Source organism: Pseudomonas sp. Leaf129 (assembly GCF_001423465.1).
In the GTDB taxonomy this organism is placed as follows: Bacteria; Pseudomonadota; Gammaproteobacteria; order Pseudomonadales; family Pseudomonadaceae; genus Aquipseudomonas; species Aquipseudomonas coleopterorum.
Genome location: NZ_LMOC01000009.1, coordinates 466589 through 487478 on the forward strand (window position 1 = coordinate 466589; position 20890 = coordinate 487478).

21 protein-coding genes are annotated in these 20890 nt (G+C 62.4%); 13 read left to right on the forward strand and 8 right to left on the reverse strand.

From position 1 onward, the window contains the following. The first annotated feature begins 134 nt into the window (after positions 1–134). Positions 135–362 (forward strand): type II toxin-antitoxin system RelB family antitoxin, encoded by a 228-nt coding sequence (gene relB, locus ASF66_RS18520; protein ID WP_056844888.1) that lies wholly within the window; start codon positions 135–137, stop codon positions 360–362. After that, positions 346–615: a type II toxin-antitoxin system RelE family toxin gene (locus ASF66_RS18525; protein ID WP_056844889.1), complete on the forward strand. Its 270-nt coding sequence runs from the start codon at positions 346–348 to the stop codon at positions 613–615. Before relB ends, ASF66_RS18525 begins: the two co-directional genes overlap by 17 nt. Before the next feature lie 20 nt (positions 616–635). On the opposite strand, the gene znuB is transcribed toward ASF66_RS18525, so the two are convergent. The 3 genes from znuB to zur are packed head-to-tail and all read right to left on the reverse strand — an operon-like array spanning position 636 to position 2663. Further along, the gene (gene znuB, locus ASF66_RS18530; protein WP_049860513.1) at positions 636–1418 is read right to left on the reverse strand and encodes a zinc ABC transporter permease subunit ZnuB; all 783 of its coding nucleotides are present in this window, start codon (positions 1416–1418) and stop codon (positions 636–638) included. After that, complete coding sequence (gene znuC / locus ASF66_RS18535; RefSeq protein ID WP_049860553.1) at positions 1411–2181, reverse strand: zinc ABC transporter ATP-binding protein ZnuC; 771 nt, start codon at positions 2179–2181, stop codon at positions 1411–1413. The genes znuB and znuC overlap by 8 nt, the downstream gene beginning before the upstream one ends. Continuing rightward, positions 2181–2663 carry a zinc uptake transcriptional repressor Zur gene (zur, locus tag ASF66_RS18540; protein ID WP_049860514.1) on the reverse strand — a complete coding sequence of 161 codons (483 nt, stop codon included), beginning with the start codon at positions 2661–2663 and terminating at the stop codon, positions 2181–2183. The genes znuC and zur overlap by 1 nt, the downstream gene beginning before the upstream one ends. Before the next feature lie 111 nt (positions 2664–2774). Between zur and ASF66_RS18545 the strand changes: the two genes are divergently transcribed. Next, the gene (locus tag ASF66_RS18545) at positions 2775–3656 is read left to right on the forward strand and encodes a zinc ABC transporter substrate-binding protein (protein WP_236707123.1); all 882 of its coding nucleotides are present in this window, start codon (positions 2775–2777) and stop codon (positions 3654–3656) included. A 100-nt stretch (positions 3657–3756) separates the two neighbouring features. Here ASF66_RS18545 and ASF66_RS18550 read toward each other — a convergent pair whose 3' ends face one another. Next, positions 3757–4707, reverse strand: coding sequence for a homoserine kinase (locus ASF66_RS18550; protein ID WP_049860555.1), 951 nt, complete (start codon positions 4705–4707; stop codon positions 3757–3759). A gap of 63 nt (positions 4708–4770) precedes the next feature. Further along, positions 4771–5058, reverse strand: a complete 288-nt coding sequence (locus ASF66_RS18555; RefSeq protein WP_049860515.1) for a DUF2782 domain-containing protein — start codon at positions 5056–5058, stop codon at positions 4771–4773. 104 nt (positions 5059–5162) lie between these two features. Between ASF66_RS18555 and polA the strand changes: the two genes are divergently transcribed. Next, positions 5163–7928, forward strand: coding sequence for a DNA polymerase I (gene polA, locus ASF66_RS18560; RefSeq protein WP_056844891.1), 2766 nt, complete (start codon positions 5163–5165; stop codon positions 7926–7928). A gap of 380 nt (positions 7929–8308) precedes the next feature. On the opposite strand, the gene yihA is transcribed toward polA, so the two are convergent. After that, positions 8309–8947: a ribosome biogenesis GTP-binding protein YihA/YsxC gene (gene yihA, locus ASF66_RS18565; protein WP_049860517.1), complete on the reverse strand. Its 639-nt coding sequence runs from the start codon at positions 8945–8947 to the stop codon at positions 8309–8311. Between the two features lie 178 nt (positions 8948–9125). On the opposite strand from yihA, the gene ASF66_RS18570 reads away from it, so the two are divergent. The 5 genes from ASF66_RS18570 to ASF66_RS18590 all read left to right on the forward strand — a co-directional run bounded on the left by ASF66_RS18570 (position 9126) and on the right by ASF66_RS18590 (position 15228). Further along, complete coding sequence (locus ASF66_RS18570) at positions 9126–9734, forward strand: c-type cytochrome (protein WP_056844892.1); 609 nt, start codon at positions 9126–9128, stop codon at positions 9732–9734. Positions 9735–9937: 203 nt separating this feature from the next. After that, on the forward strand, positions 9938–10573 hold the full coding sequence (locus tag ASF66_RS18575; RefSeq protein WP_056844893.1) for a thiol:disulfide interchange protein DsbA/DsbL: 636 nt from the start codon (positions 9938–9940) through the stop codon (positions 10571–10573). Between the two features lie 83 nt (positions 10574–10656). Beyond that, positions 10657–12627, forward strand: a complete 1971-nt coding sequence (locus tag ASF66_RS18580) for a diguanylate cyclase (protein WP_056844894.1) — start codon at positions 10657–10659, stop codon at positions 12625–12627. A 119-nt stretch (positions 12628–12746) separates the two neighbouring features. Continuing rightward, positions 12747–13520, forward strand: a complete 774-nt coding sequence (locus ASF66_RS18585; RefSeq protein WP_056844895.1) for an N-acetylmuramoyl-L-alanine amidase — start codon at positions 12747–12749, stop codon at positions 13518–13520. An 88-nt stretch (positions 13521–13608) separates the two neighbouring features. Next, positions 13609–15228: an EAL domain-containing protein gene (locus ASF66_RS18590; RefSeq protein ID WP_049860522.1), complete on the forward strand. Its 1620-nt coding sequence runs from the start codon at positions 13609–13611 to the stop codon at positions 15226–15228. Positions 15229–15254: 26 nt separating this feature from the next. Here ASF66_RS18590 and ASF66_RS18595 read toward each other — a convergent pair whose 3' ends face one another. Both ASF66_RS18595 and algB read right to left on the reverse strand, forming a co-directional pair. Beyond that, complete coding sequence (locus ASF66_RS18595; RefSeq protein ID WP_056844896.1) at positions 15255–17042, reverse strand: KinB sensor domain-containing domain; 1788 nt, start codon at positions 17040–17042, stop codon at positions 15255–15257. Beyond that, on the reverse strand, positions 17039–18385 hold the full coding sequence (algB, locus tag ASF66_RS18600) for a sigma-54-dependent response regulator transcription factor AlgB (protein WP_049860524.1): 1347 nt from the start codon (positions 18383–18385) through the stop codon (positions 17039–17041). The genes ASF66_RS18595 and algB overlap by 4 nt, the downstream gene beginning before the upstream one ends. Before the next feature lie 210 nt (positions 18386–18595). On the opposite strand from algB, the gene ASF66_RS18605 reads away from it, so the two are divergent. From ASF66_RS18605 to ASF66_RS18615, 4 genes are all read left to right on the forward strand, one after another. Continuing rightward, on the forward strand, positions 18596–19438 hold the full coding sequence (locus ASF66_RS18605; RefSeq protein ID WP_056844897.1) for a BON domain-containing protein: 843 nt from the start codon (positions 18596–18598) through the stop codon (positions 19436–19438). Positions 19439–19619: 181 nt separating this feature from the next. Continuing rightward, positions 19620–19904 carry a hypothetical protein gene (locus ASF66_RS18610; RefSeq protein ID WP_056844898.1) on the forward strand — a complete coding sequence of 95 codons (285 nt, stop codon included), beginning with the start codon at positions 19620–19622 and terminating at the stop codon, positions 19902–19904. Positions 19905–19963: 59 nt separating this feature from the next. Then, on the forward strand, positions 19964–20128 hold the full coding sequence (locus ASF66_RS22210) for a DUF1328 domain-containing protein (protein WP_043191899.1): 165 nt from the start codon (positions 19964–19966) through the stop codon (positions 20126–20128). A gap of 2 nt (positions 20129–20130) precedes the next feature. After that, positions 20131–20601 carry an inhibitor of vertebrate lysozyme family protein gene (locus ASF66_RS18615; protein ID WP_056844899.1) on the forward strand — a complete coding sequence of 157 codons (471 nt, stop codon included), beginning with the start codon at positions 20131–20133 and terminating at the stop codon, positions 20599–20601. Positions 20602–20890 lie beyond the last annotated feature (289 nt).

Below are 20890 nucleotides of genomic sequence, written 5' to 3' on the forward strand. Positions count from 1 at the left end.
GTGGGGGTGTCGGCGAAAATATGGGCGCTGAAAATCGCTTCCCCATGATCCCTTTGTTGTGACATGCCGCATCCATTCTTGAACACAACCTTGTGTGATACAGTGAATACACGTATCACACGGGAGTTTCTGTCATGCCCACCTCTATTCGATTGGCTCCGGAAACCGAGCAGCGCCTCGATTTTCTGGCAAGCAGCACCGGGCGCACCAAAGCGTATTACCTACGCGAAATTATCGACAACGGCCTGGCCGACCTGGAGGACTACTACTTGGCAGCGGACGTTCTGGAGCGTGTCCGTAGAGGTCAAGAGGGTGTGCACTCGGCAGCGGACGTAAGGAAAGACCTTGGTCTGGACGATTGATTACACCGACACGGCCAAAACTCAGTTGCGCAAACTCGACAAGCAGGCAGCCAGGCGCATCCTCGATTTCATGGATGAGCGCATTGGCGGTCGGGATGATCCACGGAGCACTGGCAAGGCACTCATGGGGCCGCTGGGTGGTTTGTGGCGATATCGGGTTGGGGATTTCCGAGTGATCTGTGACATCCAGGATGGGGCGCTGCGAGTTCTGGTCGTTCAATTGGGCAATCGGCGCGAGGTCTACAGGTCATAGCGACTCGCGCCTGACTCACCCTACCGCTTGGGCAACGCAAAACTCAGCAGAAACAACACCGCGGCACTCACCACGATCGACGGCCCGGCCGGGGTGTCCTTGAACCACGAGAGCGCCAGCCCGGCACACACCGCGATCACCCCCAGCACGCTGGCGCCCAGTGCCATCTGCTCGGGCGAGCGTGCATGGCGTTGAGCAGCCGCCGCGGGAATGATCAGCAATGAAGTGATCAGCAATACGCCGACGATCTTCATCGCCACCGCGATCACCACGGCGATCAACAGCATCAAGGCCATGCGCAGACCTGCCACGGGCAGCCCTTCGATGCGTGCCAGCTCTTCGTGAACGGTGATCGCCAGCAATGGCCGCCACAGGGCGATCAACAGCCCCAGCACGGCCACGCTGCCGCCGACGATCCAGTACAGGTCGGTCGCACTGATCGCCAACAGATCACCGAACAGATACCCCATCAGGTCGATGCGCACGTCATGCATGAAGCTCAGTACCACCAGGCCCAGCGACAGGGTGCTCGGCGCCAGGATCCCCAGCAGGGTGTCCGAGGCCAGCGGCTGGCGTTGCTGCAGCGTCACCAGCAATATCGCCAGCAGCAGGCAGCCCACCGTTACCGCCAGCGCCGGGCTGATGTCGAGCACGAAGCCCAGGGCTACGCCGAGCAGGGCCGCATGGGACAAGGTATCGCCGAAATAGGCCATGCGGCGCCAGACCACGAACGAACCCAGCGGTCCCGCGACCACTGCCAGGGAAAGGCCTGCCAGCAAGGCATACAGTAAAAAATCAGCCATGCTTGCAGCTGTCTCCGTGTACGTGAGTGTCACTGACCACGCCGCCATGCAGGTCGTGGGCGTGGTCGTGATGATGGTGATAGATCGCCAGGCTCGGCGCGTGGCTGCCGAACAGCTCGACGAAGGCCGGATCGCCGCTGACCTGCGCAGGATGACCGGAACAGCAGACGTGGCGGTTCAGACAAACCACCTGATCGGTGGTGCTCATGACCAGATGCAGGTCGTGGGACACCATCAGCACGCCGCAGCCATGGCGCTCGCGCAGGCGTGTGATCAGGGCATAGAGTTCGGCCTGGCCGGCCACGTCGACGCCTTGTACCGGCTCGTCGAGCACCAGCAGTTCGGGCTCGCGCAGCAGCGCCCGCGCCAGCAGCACGCGCTGCATTTCACCGCCGGAGACCGTCTGGATCGGGCTGTCGATGGTCTGGGCGGCGCCCACTTCCTCCAGCGCCGCCAGGGCGCGCGCGCGGTCCACACCCGGCACCAGGCGCAGGAAACGCAGCACCGACAGCGGCAGGGTCGGGTCCACGTGCAGCTTCTGCGGCATGTAGCCGATGCGCAGCCGAGGCTTGCGCCAGACGCTGCCCGAGTCGGGCTTGAGCAGCCCGAGCACGGCACGCACCAGGGTGGTCTTGCCGGCGCCGTTGGGGCCGATCAAGGTGACGATCTCCCCAGGCTGCACGCACAGATGGATGTTATCGAGCACACGTTGGCCGGCGAACTCCACGCTCACCTGGTCCAAGCGGATCAAGGCTTCGCTCATCACGCCCCCCGGCAGGCCGCGCACAGGCCGACCACTTCCACGGTCTGCCCCTCGACGGCGAAGCCGATACCCTGCGCGCTCTCGACGATGGCATCGCTGATGGTCTTGTGCTCCAGTTCCACGGCGACATGGCAGGTGCGGCAGATCAGGAACTGGCCCTGGTGGGCGTGCTCGGGATGGTTGCAGCCGATGAAGGCGTTGAGCGAAGCAATGCGGTGCACCAGGTTGTTGTCGAGCAGAAAGTCCAGGGCGCGATAGACCGTGGGCGGCGCTGCGCGACGGCCGTCCTGTTCGCTGAGCACGGCAAGGATGTCGTAGGCGCCCAGCGGCTTGTGGCTTTGCCAGACCAGCTCCAGTACGCGACGGCGCAAGGCAGTCAGACGCAGGCCCTGTTTCAGGCACAAGGCATCGGCCTCGCTCAGTGCGTGATGGACGCAATGGGAGTGGTCGTGGGGACGGCTGGCCAGCGGTGTTTTGGACATGAGCGGCGACGAATTCTGATAGAGACGTTATTATGTTACCTGTTCTTGCCCCCGAGAGTGTCCATTGTGGTTCGTATTTTTGCTCTTTCCATCGGTTTGCTCGCCGCTTGCATGACCGCCCTGCCGGCACAGGCCCAGGTGCGTGTACTGACCAGCATCAAGCCGGTGCAGCTGATCGCAGCCGCCGTGCAGGACGGCGTCGGCCAGCCCGAAGTGCTGCTGCCGCCCGGCGCCTCGCCGCACCACTATGCGCTGCGACCATCGGACGTACGCCGGGTAGGCGACGCCGATCTGCTGTACTGGATCGGCCCGGACATGGAAGGCTTTCTGCCGCGCGTGCTGGAGACTCGGCAGAAGCCCACGGTGACCATCCAGACCCTCCCGGGGCTGCATCTGCGCCATTTCGCCGAGGACAGCCACTCCCACGCCGAGGAAGCGTCGGACCACGATCACGATCACGACCATCGCCCAGGCACACTGGACGCCCACCTGTGGCTTTCCACCGTCAACGCCCGGGTGATCGCCACGCGCATGGCCGCCGACCTGTCCGCGGCCGATCCGGCCAATGCGCCCCGCTACCAGTCCAACCTGGCGGCGTTCACGCAACGTCTGAATGCACTGGACACCCGCCTGGCCGCTCGGGTGGCGGGTATCCAGGGCAAGCCCTATTTCGTCTTCCACGAGGCTTTCGATTATTTCGAGGAGGCCTATGGCCTCAAGCATACGGGCGTATTTGCCGTGGTAGCCGAAGTGCAACCGGGCGCGCAGCATGTCGCCGCAATGCGCCAGCGGCTGCAGGAAGTGGGCAAGACGTGCGTGTTCAGCGAGCCGCCGATGCGGCCCAAGCTGGCGCAGACCTTGACGGCCGGCCTGCCGGTGACCCTGGCCGAACTGGACGCCCTGGGTGGTTTCGACGAGGCCACCGCGACGGGCTACGAGACCCTGCTGGCCAACCTGGCCGACAACCTCGCCGGCTGCCTGGAAAAGCTCTGACGCTCCTGCGCTGGGAGCAGGCTCATGTGGCAGCGAGACGGGCGGCGGACCGTGTGGGAGCGGGGCTCTGCCCGCGAAGGCCGCCCCGCGAAATCAAGCCCTAAAAAGCAAACGGCAACGCCACCCCAACCTTTTGCCGCAACCCCAAGCGATCCTGAAAATCCTTGGGATCGTGAATCAGCACATCCATCCCGGCAAACGACTGCGCCGCGATCAGGCGCGACAGCCAGAAACGCACACAGGCCACGCGCAACATCAGTGGCCAGAGCTGCGCTTCGGCTGCGGTGAACGGCCGCAGCGCCGCATAGGCACCCAGCAACGCCCGCGCCCGTGGCGCATCCAGCGCACCCTGCTCGTCCGAGCACCAGTCGTTCACGGTGATCGCCAGGTCGTAGAGCATCGGCCCCGAGCAGGCATTGTAGAAATCGATCACGCCGGTCAGGTGCGTGCCTTCGAACATCACGTTGTCACGGAACAGATCGCCGTGCAGGTTGGCCTGCGGCAGCGCCAGGATCTGCGCGTGATGCGCCTGGATCTCGGCCAGGGCCGGACGCAGCAATTCGGCAGCCGCCGCGTCGAGGCCAGCGACCAGCTTTTCGCCCTCCTCCAGCATCCAGTCCAGGCCACGGTCGGTTCGGCGTACCAGTGGTGCGTCCAGGGTTGCCGTGTGAATGTGCGCCAGCAACTCGCCTACCTGAACGCAGTGCTGGTTGTTCGGTGCCTGCACATGCCGACCGTCCAGGCGCGGCTGCAGCAGGGCCGGTTTGCCGGCAAGGGTACGCAGCGCGACCCCGTCGGTGGTGCGCAAGGCATAGGGCACCGACAGCTGCGCGTCGTGCAGCACATCGAGCAGTTCGATGAAGAACGGCAAATCCTGAGTCGGCCCGCGCTCTACCAGAGTCAGTACGTATTCACCCTGCTCCAGGCTGATGAAAAAGTTGCTGTTCTCGGTACCGGCGGCAATCCCCTGGAAGTCCCGCAGACGGCCAAGGCCATAAGGGGCCAGAAAGGTTTCGAGCTCGGCGCGGGTCAAGGGTGTAAACACAGACATGTCGTAGATTTGCCCATACTGGCGCCACAGCGGCGGCGCCCGGTTGAATTGAAAATTACAGCCTCACCACTCGAAGATCTTCCAGGCCGGGATCAACATGTCCGGCTGGTCGGAGCGGATGAAATTGTCGTCGGTGCCATCGGCGCGCACCAGAAAGTACGGCTTGCCGTGCTTCGGGGTGATCTTGATGGCGTACAGGAAGCCGTTCTGGCGGTACTCCTGAATGGTCTTGTCGCCGTCCTGGCGAATGGTCACGTCCGGATCGGCCGAAGGCGCATCGTCAGCAGCCTGGACCATCAGCGGGCCGCTCAGCAGCAGTGTCGCGAGCAACAGGCGTTTTACATTGCGCATGATAACCTTGTCCCTTTGTTGTCACAGTTCTTGTTGACATGGTTCTTGTGGTCACAGCTCGGGGCATTCTAACGCCGAGCTCGCCGAAAAGGTTGATTCTGCTCATGAGCAAAGCTCCTCTCGTCCTGGTGGACGGTTCCTCCTATCTGTACCGCGCTTTCCACGCTCTGCCGCCGCTGGCCACCTCCAAGGGCATGCCCACGGGCGCCGTGAAGGGCGTGCTGAACATGCTCAAGAGCCTGCGCCGACAGTATCCGGACAGCCCGTTCGCCGTGGTATTCGACGCCAAGGGCGGGACCTTCCGCGATGCCCTGTACGTCGACTACAAGGCCAACCGACCCAGCATGCCCGACGACCTGCGGGTGCAGGTCGAACCCTTGCACGCGGCGGTCCGCGCGCTAGGCTACCCGTTGCTGTGCGTGGACAATGTCGAAGCGGACGACGTGATCGGTACCCTGGCCCGCAGCAGCGCGGCCGCGGATCGGCCGGTGGTCATTTCCACCGGTGACAAGGACATGGCGCAGCTGGTCGATGGCCACATCACGCTGGTCAACACCATGACCGGCAGCGTGCTGGACATCGAAGGCGTGAAAGAGAAATTCGGCGTCGGCCCCGAGCACATCATCGATTTTCTGGCCCTGATGGGCGACAAGGTGGACAACATTCCCGGTGTTCCAGGTGTGGGCGAGAAAACCGCTCAAGGCCTGCTCACCGGCATCGGCGGTGGCCTCAAGGAGCTCTACGAGAACCTCGACAAGGTCCCGACCCTGGCCATTCGCGGCGCCAAGTCGTTGCCGGCCAAGCTGGAAGAGCACCGGGAGATGGCCTTTCTTTCGTACGAATTGGCGACCATCAAGATCGACGTGCCGCTGGACGTCGAAGTCGATCAGCTGATGTGCACCGAGCCGGACCGCGACGCCCTGCTGGAAATCTACAGCGAGCTTGAATTCCGCAGCTGGATCGAAGACGTCGAGCGCGACGCCCGGCGCGCCGGTGAGGAACTGGCCCCGGTGCAGGAGCCGGTGGCCGCCATCGAGGTCCGCTACGAGACGATTCTCGATCAGGCCCGTTTCGATGTCTGGTTAAAGAAGCTCGAACAGGCCAGCCTTTTCGCCTTCGATACCGAGACCACCGGCCTGGACGCACAGCGCGCGCAATTGGTGGGCATTTCCTTTGCAGTCGAACCGCACGAAGCGGCCTACATTCCGTTGACCCATTCCTACATGGGCGTGCCCGAGCAGCTCGACCGCGACACCGTACTGCTGGCGCTCAAGCCGCTGCTCGAAGACCCGCGCAAGCTCAAGGTCGGGCAGCACGCCAAGTACGACATGAACATCCTGGCCAACTGTGCCATCGGCGGCGTGCAGGAAAACGGCATCGAGGTTCGCGGCGTGGCCTTCGACACCATGCTCGAATCCTACGTGCTCGATTCCACCGCGACGCGGCACGACATGGACAGCCTGGCCTTCAAGTACCTGAACCACACCACCATCAAGTTCGCCGACATCGCTGGCAAGGGCGCCAAGCAGCTGACCTTCGACCAAATCGCTCTGGAACAGGCCGGCCCGTACGCCGCCGAAGACGCCGACATCACCCTGCGCCTGCACCAGCTGTTCCAAGCCAAGCTGGACGCCGTGCCCAGCCTCATGCCCGTGCTGCAGGACATCGAAATGCCGCTGGTGCCGGTGCTGGCGCGTATCGAGCGCCAAGGTGCACTGGTCGATGCCAAGCTGCTGGGTATCCAGAGCGTAGAGCTGGGCGAAAAGATGGTCGCCCTGGAGCGCGAAGCGTTCGAGATCGCCGGTGAAGAGTTCAACCTGGGCTCGCCCAAGCAGCTGGGGGTGATCCTTTACGAGAAACTCGGTCTGCCGATCATCTCCAAGACGGCCAAGGGCCAGGCTTCCACGGCCGAAGCGGTGCTTGCCGAACTGGCCGAGCAGGATTACCCGCTGCCCAAGGTGCTGATGCAGTACCGCTCGATGAGCAAGCTCAAGAGCACCTACACCGACCGTCTTCCGGAGCAGATCAACCCGCGCACCGGGCGTATCCATACCTCCTACCATCAGGCGGTCGCTGCCACCGGGCGCCTGTCATCCAGTGATCCGAACCTGCAGAACATTCCGATCCGCACCGCCGAAGGCCGCCGCATCCGTCAGGCGTTCATCGCCGCGCCGGGGTATCGTCTGCTGGCTGCCGACTATTCCCAGATCGAACTGCGCATCATGGCCCACCTGGCCAAGGACGAAGGCCTGCTGTATGCCTTCCAGAACGATCTGGACGTGCACCGCGCCACGGCAGCGGAAGTGTTCGGTGTGGACCTGGCTCAGGTCACCACCGACCAGCGGCGCAGCGCCAAGGCGATCAACTTCGGCCTGATCTACGGCATGAGCGCATTCGGTCTGGCCAAGCAGATCGGCGTTGATCGCAAGCAATCGCAGGCCTACATCGATCGCTATTTCGCCCAGTATCCCGGCGTGCTCGAGTACATGGAGCGCACCCGCGCCCAGGCCGCCGAGCAGGGCTTCGTCGAAACCCTGTTCGGCCGTCGGCTGTATGTGCCGGACATCAATGCCAAGAACCCGGCCTTGCGCCGCGGCGCCGAACGCACCGCGATCAACGCCCCGATGCAGGGCACGGCGGCAGACATCATCAAGCGCGCCATGGTCGCCGTGGACACCTGGCTGGCCGACAGCGAGCTGGATGCGCGGGTGATCCTGCAGGTGCACGATGAATTGGTGCTGGAAGTGCGTGAAGATCTGGTCGAACAGATCGGCACCCAGATCCGTCCGCACATGAGCGGCGCTGCGCAGCTCGACGTGCCCCTGCTGGTGGAAGTGGGCGTGGGCTCCAACTGGGACGAGGCGCACTGATTCGACACCGTGTCGGCTGTTTCGCGGCCACTGGCCGCTCCTACACACCGATTTTCCGTAGGAGCGGTCGGTGGCCGCGAACAGACCTGTCTCTCGTAGGAGCGGTCAGTGGCCGCGAACAGACCTGGCCCGATGCCAGCAATCATGAAACCCTGAACTTCACATGAAACCAACGACTTAGTGCAAATAGTTTGCATCTACCGAGGAACTCCGCCGGCCATCCTCAGTCAGATATTGGGATTGGCTAGTGAAGCCTTTCGATGCTCCTATGTTGTGTTAAGTGTTGGCAGATATCCGGACCCTCAGTGGTTCGGACCTTGAGCCCCAGACTTCCCCCTCCCCATACGAAGTCCGGGGTTTTTTTTGCCTGGCTTTTCTGTTCAGGCTTCGGCGCTGTCCTTGTCCGGCAACTCCATCCAGCGCGCAAGCACCGTGTAGGCCTCTTCCAGACCCAGACGCTTGGGCGCAGAGAACAACTGGATGCTCACCGCATCGCCCCAGCCCTTGCGAATTTCCGCCTGAACCTTGAGCAGCGTGTTCTTGGCCGCGCCATAGGTCAGCTTGTCGGCCTTGGTCAGCAGAATGTGCATGGGCATGTGGCTGGCCACCGACCAGTCCAGCATCAGCAGGTCGAAGTCGGTCATCGGATGGCGGATGTCCATCATCAGAATCAGCCCCTTGAGGCTTTCACGGCTGCCCAGGTACGCCTCCAGGTGACGCTGCCAGTGCTGCTTGAGCGGGATCGGCACCTTGGCGTAGCCGTAACCCGGCAGGTCGACCAGGCGGCGGTCTTCGTCCAGATTGAAGAAGTTGAGCAACTGCGTGCGGCCCGGGGTTTTCGACGTGCGCGCCAGGCTGGCGTGGGTCAGGGTGTTCAAGGCGCTGGACTTGCCGGCGTTGGAGCGGCCGGCAAACGCGACCTCGAACCCTTCGTCATCGGGGCACTGGTCGACCTTGGCAGCGCTGAGCGAAAAGGTAGCCTGTTGGCACAGGCCCAGGATGGGGTTTTTGAGTTGCATGTGATTTCCGGTAGAGGCAGGGCCCGATGCACAGGCCGCAAGAACGATGCAGCGAAGTATATAGGGCTGGGCAATATGTGGGTGATTTTGCCGGCAATGGCGTGCGCACAGGCATAATGCATCCAGGCCTGCCGTGGGGTACGGCAGGCTGCGAACTTCACCCTGGTTGGATCAGTCGATGAGCGCAATACGTGTGATGGGCCTGCTCGGCGCCCTGCTGGCCAGCGGTGCGGCGAGCGCTGCCGAGCTGATGGGCGATGGCGCCCGAGGTCAGCCGCTGACGACCCTGTGCGCGGCGTGCCATGGTCCCAGCGGCAACAGCCTGGTGCCGATCTTTCCAGCGTTGGCCGGCCAGGGCGAGCGCTATCTGAACCAGCAGTTGCTGGACATCCGCGACAACCGTCGCGTGGTCCCGGAGATGGCCGGCACGCTGGCCGGCTTCAGCGATCAGGATCTGCTCGACATTGCCAGCTGGTACGCCAGCCAGAAGCCGACCCCTGGCGAAGCCCAGGCCGCCGCGCCGCAGCGTGGTCAGGATCTCTATCGCGGCGGCGACCTTGCCCTGGGGCTGCCCGCCTGCAGCGCTTGCCACAGCCCGGACGGCGCCGGCGCTGCGCTGGCCGGCTTTCCCCGGCTGGGCGGGCAGCACGCACCCTACCTGATCAAGCGCTTGACCGATTTCCGTCAGGGTGACAACGCTGCGGCGCCGATCATGCATCGGATTGCGGCCAAACTGAACGATGACGATATCGCGGCCCTGGCAGCGTATATCCAGGCGCTACGTTGAAGCCATACGATTCGGGTCAGCATCAGGTCCGCCCTTGCGGTTCGCTCACGCCGTGTTGCATCCATTGCGCAATGAAATTAGCGCAAACGCCCTTCCCGTCTACCCTTTTTTGACATCACTGCCGTTACACTACCCGCCTCCATCAGGCAGGTCCGGTGCTCACACCGATCCGTCCCTTGTATGAAACTGCTCAGGAGTCACGCATGCGTAATCTGATTTTCGGCGCCTTTCTCGTTGTCGCCAGTGCCATGGGCGTTACCGCCCAGGCGGCGGATGTGCCGCTGGAAGCCGGCAAGACCTACGTTCAATTGAGCGCCCCGGTGCCTGTGGCCGAGCCTGGCAAGATCGAAGTCGTTGAAATGTTCTGGTACGGCTGCCCGCATTGCTACGCGTTCGAACCGACCATCAATCCATGGGTCGAGAAGCTGCCGGCCGACGTCAACTTCGTGCGTATTCCTGCCATGTTCGGCGGCCCTTGGGACGCCCATGGCCAGCTGTTCCTGACCCTTGAAGCCATGGGTGTGGAGCACAAGGTCCACAACGCCGTGTTCAACGCCATCCAGAAGGAACACAAGCGCCTGACCGACCCGCAGGAGATGGCCGAATTCGTCGCCACCCAGGGCGTGGACAAGGACAAGTTCCTGCAGACCTTCAATTCCTTCGCCATCAAGGGCCAGATCGCCAAGGCCAAAGAGCTGGCCAAGAAGTACGAAATCTCCGGCGTGCCGACCATGATCGTCAACGGCAAGTATCGCTTCGACCTGGGCACCGCCGGTGGTCCGGAGCAGACCTTGAACGTCGCCGACCAGCTGATCGCCAAGGAACGCGCTGCCAAGTAAGCGGCGACACCCGCGATACGACGTTTTCGCAGCGCGCCCATCGCGGGTGGGCGTGAGCTGCAGGTCAACGAGCAGCCCTTGCCATGAGCGACGACAGCCAGCGCTGGAAAGAGAAATACCTGCACAGCATCGACCAGCAGGAAAAGCTCGAGCGGCGCTGGAACGCTCGGCTCGACCTGCTGCGTCGGGGTCTGGTGCGCAGCAGTCTGGCCGCCGAGGGCAGCGATCGCGCGGTGGACGCGTGCATGAAGGAGATGCGCGAAGTACTGCGTGGCGAGGACATGGACGCCAAGCTGGCCGCGTTGATCCCACGCCTGGAAACCGCAGTGCTGGAGTCCGAACAGCGGCGTCAGTCCCGTGTCCAGCAGATCGGCACCGCACTGGGGGCGTTGGTCACCCAGCTGCAATCGCTGCCCTTGCCTCGCGACATCAGCAAACCCTTGAAGAAGCTTGCCAACGGCCTGGAGGAACGCGCCGGCCAGGCACGCGAGATGCCGCTGCTGCTCAGCGAGCTCAGTGGTTTGCAGGAGCGGGCACTCAATACCCTCGACCGACCGTTGCGCGCGCAGCGGGCGGGCTTGCTGCAGCGTCTGTTCGGCAGTCCCGATGCGGTCGATGCAGGCTCGCTCCAGCCCATGCAGGATGCGTCGCCGGTGCCAGACTCGGTGCCTCCAGCAGCTACGGCGCAGCCCGAAGTGCCAGAAGTACAAGAAGCACCAGAAGCACCCCCAGTACAGCTGTCATCCGTTGCCGAGCCTGAGTCCGTTCGCGTTCAACCCGTAGAGCCCCATCCAATCCTGCCCGCTAGCCGCACTGACACTGTCGAGCCTGTGTCCAGCGATGCAGAGGCCGTCGCATCGCCTGCCGTCACCGAGCCTACCGAGCAGCCTGTCGAGGAGCCCCCCGAACAGTCCACCGAGCAGCCCATCGGACAGATGGAAGTGCTCGACAGCGACTTGACCGACGAGCAGGCCTTCTACGCCTTGCCCGCCAGCCTTGAACCGCCCTATAGCAGCGTGGCCAGCCACATCGAAACCACCTTGCTCGAACTGCTGAGCGAATTGACGCTGCCCGAGCGCTACATGGCTCAGGCCCAGGCCATGCACGCGCGCATCCAGCGTGGGCTGAACTGGTACGAGCTGTTGCCGGTGCTCGATGAGCTCGCCATATTGATGCTGGCCGTCAACGACGGCAGCCAGCAGGAATTCGAGCGCTACCTGCAGCAGCTCAATCAACGCCTGGAGAATTTCCAGCGTCAGTTGCAGCTCACCCATGGCGACCATGTCGAGTCGCGCAGTGCCGCCCTGGCGCTGGACGATGTATTGCGCGAACACGTCGACGGTCTGCAGACCAGCATGCGCGGCGCCACCGATATCGATGGCCTCAAGCAAGTGCTTGAAAGCCGCCTCGAAGGCCTGCTGGCCAGCATGGAGCAGCACCGTCTGCAGCGCGAGGCACGCGAGCAGGAAATCGCCGCGCGTCTGCAGGGTCTCGGCGAGCGAGTGACCAGCATGGAGCGCGAAGCACTCGATTACCGCGACAAGCTCGAACAGCAGCGCCACAAGGCGTTGCTCGACCCGCTCACCGGCTTGCCCAACCGAGCCGCCTGGAACGAGCGGCTGGCGCTGGAGCATGGGCGCCTGCAACAAACCGGCACGGGCCTGCTGCTGGCCATTCTGGATCTGGACCATTTCAAATCGATCAACGACACCTATGGCCATCAGGCTGGCGACAAAGTCTTGAAGATCATCGCCAACGTTCTGCGCAAGGGCCTGCGCGGCGACGATTTCATCGCCCGCTTCGGTGGCGAGGAGTTCGCCCTGCTGATGCCTGGCAGCGATCTGAGCGGCGGCAGTCGCCTGCTCGAACGCCTGCGTGCAGCGGTGGAACAATGCCCTTTCCATTTCAAGGGGGAGCGCGTCACCGTGACGATGTCTGCCGGTGTGGCAGTGTTCAAATCAGGCGAAAATGCCAGTCAGGTGCTCAAGCGTGCCGACCAGGCGCTGTACCGTGCCAAGGAAGCTGGACGCAACCAGATCGAACAGGCGCCCTGACCCTGCCTCGAACGTGTACGCAACATTCGGCAACGAGGCGTCATGCACGTCACCTCAATCCGAGCTACCAGCTAGGCTATGCTCACGCTCTTTTCCTACAACCTGCATGTGACCCTCCCATGAAGTTGCTCTTAGTTGCCCTATCTTTGCTGGTGCTGGCCGGTTGCTCGAACGGTTTGAGCATCGACCGCAGTCACCCTTCCGCAAATCACGACAACCGCGTGCAATTCGTGGTGCTGCACTACACCTCGGCTGACGAGGCGCGGTCCCTGCAATTGCTGACCCACGGGGAAGTCAGTAGCCACTACCTGATCGGCGATCGCTCGGCCACGGTCTACCAATTGGTGGACGAGAGCCAGCGTGCCTGGCATGCCGGCGACAGCCAGTGGGATGGCCGGACCTGGCTCAACTCCAGCTCCATCGGCATCGAAATCGTCAACCCCGGCTACAAGGACACCCCGAACGGTCGTGTCTGGTACCCCTACAGCGAAGCGCAGATCCAGGCCGTGATCGCGCTGCTCAAGGATATCGTCCAGCGCAACGCCATCGCCCCGCGCAACATCATCGGCCACAGCGATATCGCCCCGCTGCGCAAGACCGATCCGGGGCCGATGTTTCCCTGGCAGCGCCTGGCCGAGCAGGGCCTGGGCATCTGGCCCGATGCGCAAGCCGTGGCGCGCAATCAGGCGCGTTTCCAGGTCAGCCCGCCAAGCATCTCGTGGTATCAGCAGCAGCTGGCCCGATTGGGCTACAACGTGGTCCAGAGCGGCGAGCTGGACGTCGCCACGCGGCATGTGATCGCCGCCTTCCAGATACACTTCCGCCCGCAACGCTTCGACGGCGAGCCCGATGCACAAAGCGCCGCGATCCTGCAGGCGCTCAACAACAGGTAACGATGGATTTCACGTTGATGGGCCCGAAAGCGCGGGCCAATCGCCATCCTGTTGCTATACATTGATGCCCCCGACTGGATGATTCTCGATGGCCGCCGTTTTCCCGCAGCTCCGCAGTCTTCTGTACCGCCCCTGGGCGCTGGCGATGCTCGCCGCACTGGCCAGCGCGCTGTTGCTGTTCGCGGCCAGTTTCGCGTTGATCATGCATCAGCTTCAGCTCAGCGAAAGGCAGCAGATGAATGCCAGCGGCGAACGGTTCCTGGTGCGCCTGGAGCAAGTGTTCGGTCAATTGCGCGAGGGGGTCGATGCGTTGCAGGCGCAACCCGTCCGCCATTGCGGTCCGCAGATGATGGACGCCCTGGAGAAGATCGGCTTCGATAACCGCTTCGTATTCGAGGCCGCGTTCATCGACGGCGCCCAGCGCTGCTCCAATCGCCGTGGCAAGGACGTGGCCAGCCTGAGTCGCCCCCCGGACATCCAGGGTTCCACCTACAGTTATTGGCTCAACACCACTACCCAACGCAATGACAACTGGGCCGCCCTGATGCTCGGACGTGGGCCGTTCCGGGTCTCGACTTCCCGAGGGCACTTGAGCGATGTGGTCGATCTGCCCGCCGGTGGCAGCCTGCTGGTGGTTCTGGATCAGGGCCGCCGGGCGATCCCCGTGCTCGGCTCCGAGCAGCCCTGGCCGCCGGCCTCGGGCTGGCGGGCCGATGCGGTGGATGCCCTGCAGGTAACGTCGGACCGGCTGATCTACCGCATGTCCACCAAGTCCCCGGACTTTCAGTTGGTGCTGATTGCGCCGCGCAGCAAGGAGCTGCCCATATTCAACACCCTGCTGTGGCTGCTGTTTCCGGTCAGCCTGGTGGTGGCCCTGTGCATTGGCTGGCTGGTCCTGCAGCTGATCACTCAGCGCCGCTCGATGGGTGGCGAGTTGCACGGTGCGTTGCGTCGCGGGGAACTGCAGGTGCTCTACCAGCCGATCTTCGATCTGAGCAATCGGCGCTGTGTCGGTGCCGAGGCCTTGGTACGCTGGCGCCGACCCGACGGTACCCTCACCAGCCCGGAGCTGTTCATTCCATTGGCCGAGCACAGCGGGCAGATCCGGCAGATCACCGACTTCGTCCTGCAGCAGTCGCTGGAGCAGCTCAGCCACCTGTTGCGAGCCAATCCGCACCTGTACATCTCGGTGAACCTGGCCGCGTGCGACGTCACCGTGCCGCGTATCGGTGAGGTGGTGGCCCAACTGCTGGCGATCTATCGCGTGGCGCCCGAGCAGATCGCCTTCGAGGTCACCGAACGTTCCCTGATCGACGTCGACGTGGCGCGCGAAAACCTTCAAGCTCTTCGCGATGTCGGTCATACGGTATTGATCGATGATTTCGGCACCGGCTACTGCAGCCTGGCCTACCTGCAAAGCCTGCCCGTGGACTGCCTGAAAATCGACAAGGCGTTCATCGACGCCCTGGGCGATGACGCTGAAAGCAGTGGTGTGGCACCCCACATCATTCGCATGGCCCATGCCCTGGATCTGCGCGTGATCGCCGAAGGCATCGAGCACGAGGCCCAGGCGTTGTTGCTCGAAAGCGAAGGCGTCGATTACGGTCAGGGTTGGCTGTTTGCACAGGCGTTGAATGCGCGCCAGTTCAAGGAACTGATCACCAAGGGCCGGCGCCGCGCTGGCCGGCGTGCGGGCGACGAAGCCTGAGCGCGGACAGCGCTCGCGACGTCCGCCTAGATCGACAGGGTCATGTAGAACTGGGTACCTTGCCCAGGCCGTGAATAGACGCCCATGCGGCCACCGTGCAGTTGCACGATTTCCTTGCACAGCGCCAGGCCCAGACCGGCTCCGCCCTTCTTGCGGCCCACCTGCACGAAAGGCTCGAAGATCCGCCCCTGCTGGCCGTAGGCGATGCCTTCGCCGTTGTCTTCGACGCTGATGATCACCCGCTCGGCATGGCGACGTGCCTGCAGGCGGATGTGACCGTTTTCCGCGGTATGTCGCAGGGCATTTTCCAGCAGGTTGTCCAGCACCCGATCCAGCTGCCCTGCATCCACGTGCAGGCGCGGCAGCCCTTCGGTCAGCTCGACGGTCAGCGTAATACCCAGCTCATGGGCACGGATGGCGAAACGCTCGTAGGCGCGTTGCAGCAGGTCATCCAGCGCACAAGGGGCCAATACCAGCTTCTGCAGACCGTTCTGGTAGCGAGAGAAGTTGAGCAGGTCATTGATCAACTGCATCAAGCGCTGCATTTCTTCGTTCACCGTCATGAGCAGGTCCGCCTCGCGGCTCTGCTCGGGAAAATGCACGCGCTCCTGCAACAGCCCGAAGGCCATGTGCATGCCCGTCACCGGCGTACGCAGTTCGTGGGAGGCACGCAGGACGAACTCGCTGCGCACTCGCGCGAAGGCGCGCTGCTCGGTCACATCATGCAGCACCATGACCGCACCAAGGATATTGCCCTGAGTGTGGGTCACAGGCGTCAAGCTGTACGACAGCAGCCGCGCCTCTCCATCGACATCGAAACTCAGGTCGTCCAGCGCACGTTCCATGCTGCCGCCGCGCAGGATCAGGTTCAGTTGCTCGTCCAGATCCGGTCTGCCCAGCGCCTCACCCAGCCCCAGGCCCAGACGATGGTCTTCCCAGCCCAGCTGACGCTGCGCCACCGGGTTCAAATGCTCCAGCTGACCTTGCCGATCGATCATCAGCAAGCCGTCGTCGATACTGTCGAGCACCGCCTGCAACCGTTGCTGACCGGCGCGAAGCTCATCGACGTTAGTCGCCTGGTGCTGGCGCAACGCGTGGGCCATGGTGCCGAAGCGGCTGGCCAGCCGATTCAGCTCAGCCGCCGGTGACACCGGCAGTTGCACGTCGAAGTTGCCCTGACTGATATCGTCTGCGGCCTTGGCCAAGGCTTCGATGGGTTCACCGAAACGGCGCGCGATACCGTGCGCAGTGAAGTAGCCGACGATGAGCACCGCCAGCCCCACCAGGCCGAGCAGGCCCGACACCCACATCGCTCGTTGGTGAGACTCGTGCTCCAGCGCCGCGATGCTCTGCAAGGTGCCCTTGTAGGAATCGATCAAACCCGTGCGCAAGGTATTGAACGCCTGGCTCAAGGGCGGGTTCTGGCTCAGTGGCAAGTGTTGCGTGGCCGTGGCGCGGTATTGCGCGACGAAGGTCTGGAAGTTTTCGGCGGACTGCAGAAAGCCATAGTGGGCACTGTGGCTTTGCTCGTGCGCAATGCCTTCATCGAGCAACGCCTGAAACTGCTGCTGTGCCTGAGCGATGCCCACTGCGTCCGGGTTCGCGTCCAGCATCATGACCAGTTGATCGCCCAGGTTCTGGCGCATCTTGAGCCCCAGGTCCAGGGTGGTGAAATGGCTGCGCAGCATGCTCTCCTGCGAAGCGGCCATCTGCATCACGCTGACCAAACCTAGCACCAAACCCAGCAACGCGACGGTAATCAGCGCCGAAATGCTGAGAAACAGCCGGGTATGCAGCTTCATGGCCAGTTTCATAGGTTGTACTGTTTACGTTTGCGGTAAAGCGTCGAGGCGTCGATGCCCAGGGTCTTGGCGGCTTGATCAAGGGTATCGCTGGTGGCCAGTACCGCACCGATGTGGGCCTTCTCCAACTCGTCCAGACTCAGCGCGGCACCGATGCGCGGCGCATTGTTGGCAGGCTGCTCGGCCATGCCCAGATGGCTGACTTCGACGCGCTCCTGGGGACAGATGATGCTGGCCCGTTCGATCACGTTGCGCAGCTCACGAATGTTGCCTGGCCAGCGGTAATTGAGCAAAGCGGCGCGGGCCTCTTCGCTGAAGCCACGGGCAGGCCGCGCGTATTCCTTGACGAAGCGCGCCAGGAAACGATCGGCCAGGGTGAGAATGTCCTCGCTGCGTTCGCGTAGTGGTGGCAGGTGCAGGGTAATCACGTTCAGGCGATACAGCAGGTCCTCGCGAAAACGTCCCTCGCGAACCATGTCTTCGAGGTTGAGGTTGGTCGCCGCCAGAATGCGCACGTCGGCGCGACGCGTGACGGGGTCACCCACCCTTTCGTATTCCTTGTCCTGAATGAAACGCAGCAACTTGGGTTGCAACGTCAGGGGAAAGTCGCCGATCTCGTCAAGGAACAGCGTACCGCCATCGGCTTGGTTGACCCGGCCCAAGGTGCTTTCACTGGCGCCGGTGAACGCGCCGCGGCTGTGGCCGAACAGTTCGCTCTCCATCAGCTCGGCGGTCAGGGAAGGACAGTTGATGGTCACGCAACTTTTCTTGGCGCGTTTGCTCCAGCCGTGGATGGCCCGTGCCAGTTCGCCCTTGCCGGTCCCCGACTCGCCGAGGATCAGGATGTTGGCATCGGTGACCGCTACCTGACGTGCGGTTTCCAGCACGACCATCATCGCCGGGCTGTGCGAGTCCAGGCCGTCCTTGGGCTTGCGCACCTCGCCTTCGAGCGCCTCGAGGCGTGCCGAGAGTTGGCGTACCTCAAGCTGCTTGGCGGTCGCAAGACGCAACTGATCAGGGCTGCAAGGCTTGACCAGATAGTCGGCAGCACCGGCCTGGATTGCGTCCACAGCAGTATCCACCGCCGAATGCGCGGTCACGATCACGACGCGCATCCAGGGCGCCTGCACGCGCATCTGCGCCAGGACATCGAGGCCGTTGTCTTCGCCCAGGCGCAGGTCGAGGAAGCACAGATCGAAGACCTGACGCTGCATCAGGGTATCCGCCTGGTTGGCGCTGTTGGCCGTCGCGACGCTGTAGCCTTCGTCTTCCAGGCAATAGCGGAAGGTACGCAGGATGGCAGACTCATCGTCGACCAGCAGAATGCGGCCTTTATGCTCCGTGCCAGATTCCATTTTCCTACGCTCCTTAGAGAAATTTCTTGGTTGATCCCGGAAAGATCGGGCAGCTTGCATGGTCAATTCTGATTGATTCGGCAGGCTGCATGGTAGCTATTCGCTCATGACATTTCTAACTGTATGAAATGTCTGAGCTTTCAGTAGGTAAAAAGTTTGGCATGTGCCTTGCGATATCAGCTGTTTGTCTTGAATTAGAGGAGAGTACGAATGAGCAGCTTCAAACGACTCACGTTGGCGAGCGTCATCGCAGGCCTGGTCAGCCTTTCGTCGTTGGCCGCGGCGGCCCCCGCCAGTCTCGATCAGCAATTGCAGGCGGCCCGGCAAGAGGGCTCGATCTGGACGGCATTGGCCTTGAATCGCCAGCTCAACGGTTTCGAGTTCGGCGTGAAGGTCGACCAGGGCACCGCTACCCTGACCGGCGCTGTGGAAGACGAAGTGGATCGCGAGCTGGCCGAGCAGGTGGCGCTCAATACCCAAGGTATCGACAAGGTCGACAACCGTCTCACCTTGAATCCGGAGTTGGTTGAGCACGTCAATCAACGGCAGCAGTTCGCGCAACATCTGGAAGACGCCACGCTCACGGCAATCATCAAGTCCAAGCTGCTGTGGAACACCAGCACTCAGGCATTGGACATCGTGGTCAGCACGGCTGATGGCGTCGTCACGCTCAAAGGCCAGGCACAGACGGCCGACGCGAAACAGTTGGCAGGCACCCTGGCGACCAATACCGATGGCGTCTACCAGGTGAACAATCTGATCAGTCTCGGTGCGGCGGATACGGCTACCACGCGTGCCGAGACCCAGGCGAAGAAAACCGAGGAAGCGCTGAGTGATACGTGGGTCACCAGCAAGATCAAGGCGAGCCTGCTACTCAATCGCGATCTCGACGGGCTGAGCATCGACGTGGAGACCCGAACCGGGATGGTCACGCTCAAGGGCGATGTCGCCAGCTCCGAGCAGAAAACCCTGGCGGTCGAGGTTGCGCGCAACATTCGCGGTGTGCGCGGAGTCGATGCCGATCTGCTGAAAATATCCAAGCCGATCATCTGATCGTGCAAATAGCCCGACCTCCACAGGCCCATCGTGCAGGTTGCTACCCAACGGCAATCTAGATTGCCTATAACTAATTGATTTTAAAAGGAATTATTGGGACAAAAGGTTGGCATGCAGGCTGCAATATCCGTTTCAAGATTAAACGTATAGCCGCCATCCAAGTTCAAGGAGTTACCGGATGAACCGTCCTCAAGCCGCTCAAGCGTCCGCCCTGTCCCAATCGATGCGTCAAGCATTGTTCTTGGTCCTGGCCGCTTTGGTGACGTTGTTGGCGGTTCAGCAGTATGCAAGCTGGGCAGCCTCGCAGCAGCAGGAGCTTCTTCTGCCGCCTCAGGACCGTCTTGTCGATACGGCTCATCTCAATCCTGCCAGCGCGCACTGGGTGGGCTACAAGCAATCCGGAAACATTGAACGCGTACAAACCAGCGAACCGGTTGAACACATTCGCAGTTGGGTGTTCTGAGCTTGGGTAACGCATCTGATCAACAGATAAAACACGACAAATCGTAAAGGAGATACACCATGCTGAGTTGGGCAGTCACATTCCTGATCATCGCCATCATCGCCGCCGTTCTGGGCTTCGGTGGTATCGCCGGCACCGCAGCAGGCATCGCCAAGATCCTGTTCGTCGTATTCCTGGTGCTGTTCGTCGTTTCGTTCATTTTCGGCCGTCGCGGTCGAGGCTGACCATGACCAGCGTGACCCTCAAGGGTATAGCCATGGCGCTGTCGCTGGTCGGCAGCAGCATGGCGATGGCCGCCAATGACGGTCAGAACCGAGTCAGTGACATTCTGAGCTCGAGTGCCGAATACCGTGACACCTGGCAGTCAGTGATCAAGTCCGAAGAACGCGTGCCGGATTGGATCATCAATCTGTCCGGCGTTTCGACAGAGCAGATGACTGCCGTCGCCGAAGATGGCGACAACTATCTGGTGGGCCCGCTGTGCGAGACCGCCGACAGCTGCAAGAGTGGTCGATTGTTGGTGGCATTCAGCATGGACAAGGAAGATGCCTACGCCTTGTACGTTCAGGTGCCAGCAGGCTTGCCCGCTGACAAGTCGCCCACACGTCACGCCACCTATCGCTTTCTCGGCAAGCCTGATGAAGGTATGCAGCAGATGTTGATGGAACAGTTGAAGAAAGACCCTAACTGGTACTGACTTCCTGATTGGCGTGGCATGCAGCGCAAGTAGCGCAACGTGGTATGGATTTACAGATTGGGCCAGGTCTACCCGGCCCGAATGGTCGGCACTCAGAAGGTGCCGGTCATGACCATGGGGTCGGGTTGTTCTGAATGCAGTTGGTTCGGAGTGACCTAGGGGTACAGGGAGGACCTCCGAACCGGGCCGGGTCAGGCAACAGCTGCTGCGCAAGCCGTGTACGACCATTGCGTACCCTGGCTTGCGCAGAGCCTATTCAGGCGGCAGTGGCTGCCTTCCATCTCCTTTC

Excerpts from the sequence above, each read along its gene's own strand:
- relB (WP_056844888.1), top strand. The coding sequence starts at position 135 with ATGCCCACCTCTATTCGATTGGCTCCGGAAACCGAGCAGCGCCTCGAT.
- znuB (WP_049860513.1), bottom strand. The coding sequence starts at position 1,418 with ATGGCTGATTTTTTACTGTATGCCTTGCTGGCAGGCCTTTCCCTGGCA.
- znuC (WP_049860553.1), bottom strand. The coding sequence starts at position 2,181 with ATGAGCGAAGCCTTGATCCGCTTGGACCAGGTGAGCGTGGAGTTCGCC.
- zur (WP_049860514.1), bottom strand. The coding sequence starts at position 2,663 with ATGTCCAAAACACCGCTGGCCAGCCGTCCCCACGACCACTCCCATTGC.
- ASF66_RS18545 (WP_236707123.1), top strand. The coding sequence starts at position 2,775 with ATGACCGCCCTGCCGGCACAGGCCCAGGTGCGTGTACTGACCAGCATC.
- ASF66_RS18550 (WP_049860555.1), bottom strand. The coding sequence starts at position 4,707 with ATGTCTGTGTTTACACCCTTGACCCGCGCCGAGCTCGAAACCTTTCTG.
- ASF66_RS18555 (WP_049860515.1), bottom strand. The coding sequence starts at position 5,058 with ATGCGCAATGTAAAACGCCTGTTGCTCGCGACACTGCTGCTGAGCGGC.
- polA (WP_056844891.1), top strand. The coding sequence starts at position 5,163 with ATGAGCAAAGCTCCTCTCGTCCTGGTGGACGGTTCCTCCTATCTGTAC.
- yihA (WP_049860517.1), bottom strand. The coding sequence starts at position 8,947 with ATGCAACTCAAAAACCCCATCCTGGGCCTGTGCCAACAGGCTACCTTT.
- ASF66_RS18570 (WP_056844892.1), top strand. The coding sequence starts at position 9,126 with ATGAGCGCAATACGTGTGATGGGCCTGCTCGGCGCCCTGCTGGCCAGC.
- ASF66_RS18575 (WP_056844893.1), top strand. The coding sequence starts at position 9,938 with ATGCGTAATCTGATTTTCGGCGCCTTTCTCGTTGTCGCCAGTGCCATG.
- ASF66_RS18580 (WP_056844894.1), top strand. The coding sequence starts at position 10,657 with ATGAGCGACGACAGCCAGCGCTGGAAAGAGAAATACCTGCACAGCATC.
- ASF66_RS18585 (WP_056844895.1), top strand. The coding sequence starts at position 12,747 with ATGAAGTTGCTCTTAGTTGCCCTATCTTTGCTGGTGCTGGCCGGTTGC.
- ASF66_RS18590 (WP_049860522.1), top strand. The coding sequence starts at position 13,609 with ATGGCCGCCGTTTTCCCGCAGCTCCGCAGTCTTCTGTACCGCCCCTGG.
- ASF66_RS18595 (WP_056844896.1), bottom strand. The coding sequence starts at position 17,042 with ATGAAACTGGCCATGAAGCTGCATACCCGGCTGTTTCTCAGCATTTCG.
- algB (WP_049860524.1), bottom strand. The coding sequence starts at position 18,385 with ATGGAATCTGGCACGGAGCATAAAGGCCGCATTCTGCTGGTCGACGAT.
- ASF66_RS18605 (WP_056844897.1), top strand. The coding sequence starts at position 18,596 with ATGAGCAGCTTCAAACGACTCACGTTGGCGAGCGTCATCGCAGGCCTG.
- ASF66_RS18610 (WP_056844898.1), top strand. The coding sequence starts at position 19,620 with ATGAACCGTCCTCAAGCCGCTCAAGCGTCCGCCCTGTCCCAATCGATG.
- ASF66_RS22210 (WP_043191899.1), top strand. The coding sequence starts at position 19,964 with ATGCTGAGTTGGGCAGTCACATTCCTGATCATCGCCATCATCGCCGCC.
- ASF66_RS18615 (WP_056844899.1), top strand. The coding sequence starts at position 20,131 with ATGACCAGCGTGACCCTCAAGGGTATAGCCATGGCGCTGTCGCTGGTC.